The sequence below is a fragment of the Shewanella sp. BF02_Schw genome (genome assembly GCF_014596695.2).
Classification (GTDB): domain Bacteria; phylum Pseudomonadota; class Gammaproteobacteria; order Enterobacterales; family Shewanellaceae; genus Shewanella.
In genome coordinates this window covers 1-3,154 of the sequence record NZ_JABKAW020000015.1, presented here as the reverse complement: position 1 = coordinate 3,154, position 3,154 = coordinate 1, and the positions used below count along the sequence as shown (strand labels likewise).

General features: G+C 43.1%; 3 protein-coding genes. 1 reads left to right on the top strand and 2 read right to left on the bottom strand.

Annotated elements, in window-relative coordinates; genetic code table 11:
- Nucleotides 1-32: 32 nt before the first annotated feature.
- Complete coding sequence (gene istB, locus HNW13_RS23360) at nt 33-800, bottom strand: IS21-like element helper ATPase IstB (RefSeq protein WP_192114610.1); 768 nt, start codon at nt 798-800, stop codon at nt 33-35.
- Nucleotides 793-2,292 (bottom strand): IS21 family transposase, encoded by a 1,500-nt coding sequence (gene istA, locus HNW13_RS23355; RefSeq protein WP_192114609.1) that lies wholly within the window; start codon nt 2,290-2,292, stop codon nt 793-795. The genes istB and istA overlap by 8 nt, the downstream gene beginning before the upstream one ends.
- A 511-nt stretch (nt 2,293-2,803) precedes the next feature.
- Between istA and HNW13_RS23350 the strand changes: the two genes are divergently transcribed.
- A partial coding sequence (locus HNW13_RS23350; RefSeq protein ID WP_208062961.1) for a hypothetical protein occupies nt 2,804-3,154 on the top strand: 351 nt, incomplete at its 3' end.

Here is a 3,154-nt window from a genome sequence, read left to right as displayed (position 1 = left end):
TGTTAGACGTCAACTAGCTTGTCCTATGCGCGTCAATTAAGTTGGCCGCTTTTGTCGTTTAATTTCATAGCTTGTTTTTTACGGTAACTATCTCCTTCAAGTCGGTAAATTTCAGCATGATGCACCAGCCTGTCTATCACAGCTACCGTCATCATATTGTCGCCAAAGATACTGTCCCAGTCACTAAATACCTGGTTCGTCGTTATCACCAAGCTATTGCGCTCATATCGATGTGCGATGAGTTCAAATAGAACCTGACTTTCACTGTCGCTCTTTTTTACATAGCCAATGTCATCCAAAATCAGTAGCTCATATTTATCGAGTTTTTTAAGCGCATCTTCTAGTCCTAAACCTTGTCGCGCTTTCTGTAGATGCTGCACCATGGCGGTTCCTGTTGTGAATTTAACTCGAACAGATTGCTCTATAAGGGCATAGCCTAACGCGGCGGCTAGGTGTGTTTTCCCCAGACCGCTTGCACCAAATAACAGTATGTTGTGGCCTTGCCTCAACCACCCGAGCTCACTGGCTTTATGCTTGATTTGAACGGCACTAATCCCTGTCACTTCACTAAAATCGTACTGTGATAGTTGTTTCCCTATGGGTAATTGGCTGTCTTTCAGTAAGCGCTTTAGGCGTATTTCTTGTCGGTGTGAGGCCTCTATTTCACATAACTGAGCGAGAAATAGCTCAGGCCCCCATTGCTCCTTCACCGCTTTTAGCGCGATATCAGGCCAAGCTTTTGCTATCGCGGGTAATCGTAACTCTTGTAATAATATAGGTAAGCTCAGTGGGTTAGCCATTGCGCCCTCCTAACAGTACGTCGTAACTTGAAACGCTATGTTGTTGACGATTAATCATGGGGGTAAATAGCGTATCAGGCCTGAAAACGCGTCGACATTCATCTATCGTTACCGCTTTTCCTGCTTCAAATGCGCTGAGAACGAAGCGGCCCAATGCAGCCTCACAATCATAGTTGGCAGCGATGACCAGTAAATCGACCATATAATGACAATCTGTATCAGTCACACCATCACGGGTGAGTGCCTGCCATAACTGCCAAAAATCGCCTTTAGGTATAAGGTCGTCTCTAAGTTGTGATGCTTTAAACGCATTGCGCTTCTTAGCCAATGCGTGGATAAGGTGCTGATAGTCTATTGAGCGGCCACGTGCTGCGCCTTGCGTGTGTATTCGCGCTAAGGTTAATGTGATTTCATGTCCATAGAAGAGGACGATGCGGTCATCATAAATGTGCGCCAGTAAGGTCACGCCAATGAGCCGTGATGGCACGGAATACGTCACACGCTTAATGGAAATCGTGCTGCTGGATGTCACTTTGACGTACTGCTCACAAAAGTCATTCGTTCGACGGACGGGTAAGGCGGACAAGTACGCGCACTCCTCAATGTAACGCGTGTGACATTGACGATTTATTTTAGCGACGATGGCATCGATGAATGCTCGGTATTGCTTTAAATCCAGGAAGTCACGGCTTTCGCGCAATAGCAATTGCTGCGCTATCTTTCGCTTTAGATGCCCATTAGGGCCTTCAATTGCGCCATTTTCATGGGCTATACCTTTATTGTTTCGAGTGGCTTTTACACCGTAATGCTGACATAACTTGGTGTAGCGCTCTGTGAGGACTTCTGCTTGTGTGTGGTTTTTAAAGGCAGCGCTTAAGCTATCTGTGCGGTGGGTTTTGGGTACACCCCCACTTTGCCAAAAGGCATTCTGCAGCCCGGATGACAATGACTCAAAGCTTTCGCCACCCAAGATGACTTCGACGTAAGTCCAGCCACTGAAAACCAAGCGGTAATGATAAAGTTTGTGTTTAAATGCACTGCCAGCGAGGGTGATATTCAATTCATTAGCCCAAGTGTAATCGGAAATCCCCATCGCTCCAGGTGTATGCTGTTGCCTGAAAATCACCTCTTTTTCTGGTCCGTATTTGACTCGCCATGTCTTGATACGGCGTTGTAAAGTCCTAAGTTGCGCGCGATCAAATTGCCCCGGTGCGATTTCTTCGAGTTTTTCAAATAATGTAATGGGTTGTAATGTGGGTTCTTTTTCAAGCAGTGGGACAATATGTTGTTCAAAAAGACCATTAAACGGATCTTTTCGAGTAGCGTATTGACGCGGTAATGGAGGGGGGTTGTGCTGCCCTGAATCAATACGTCTGGCTGTGCGGGATGAAAATCCTGCTTTAGCCGCTGCAGATGATTGAGTCTGTTTAGGTTGATTACGATAAGACATATATAGGTTAACCTGTGATTGATTTATGGTTTTTCCAGGCATATAAATCTCTCAATAATTATGTATGCCTAGAGCTTACCAAAACCGGACAAGCTAGTTGTCGCGAACCGGCCAAGTTAATTGTCGCCTAATAAATAGCATATACGACATAAAAACTTTTTATTTATTAAACACTTTAAATAGATCTACACACTTTAACTTGTTTAACGGATAAGTGTTATTTTATTTACACAGATGAAGTATGGCACACAGCTCAAACCACTAGCATATTATCAATAAGGTTAAAGTGGTAGGAATATACCGCAGACGAAATCAACTTATGTTAACAATAGATTATATCAATTTTCAGATACCGAAATTTGGTTTCAAGATTAATAATTGCTCGCAAAAAAAAACAATAAAGCCATATACCTACTACAGATCATGTAAAAAATGCTGATATCTTCCACAATATTTTACATTGTAACCATGAATTAGCAGTAATGACTCTGGTGAAAAAAATTAGCATCTTGTTTACTGAAGTAAATATTGTTGAAGACCTGCATGTCAGTAAATGGCAGAAGTAAAAATACCTGATTATCACGCCAGGTCACGACTCTTTCAAGTCCATCAGGCGCCTGGAAATGACCTACTCTTGATTATTCCCGAAGGTGACGCATGGGTATATCGTTTGCATTATGATGGATGCTATCAATCACCATACCCTCAAATTTTGAACACAAAAAAACCGCTACATCATAGCGGGCTGTTTCGCGACTTTCTCAAGTCAATTAGGCGTCTGGAAATGACCTACTCTTTTATCCCCGAAGGGGACGCATGGGCATATTCAACAAACTGCTGTCATGTTTTGGCCAATAACAAACTCTACACTATAAATTGCAGACGTAAAAAAGCCCGCTATTAT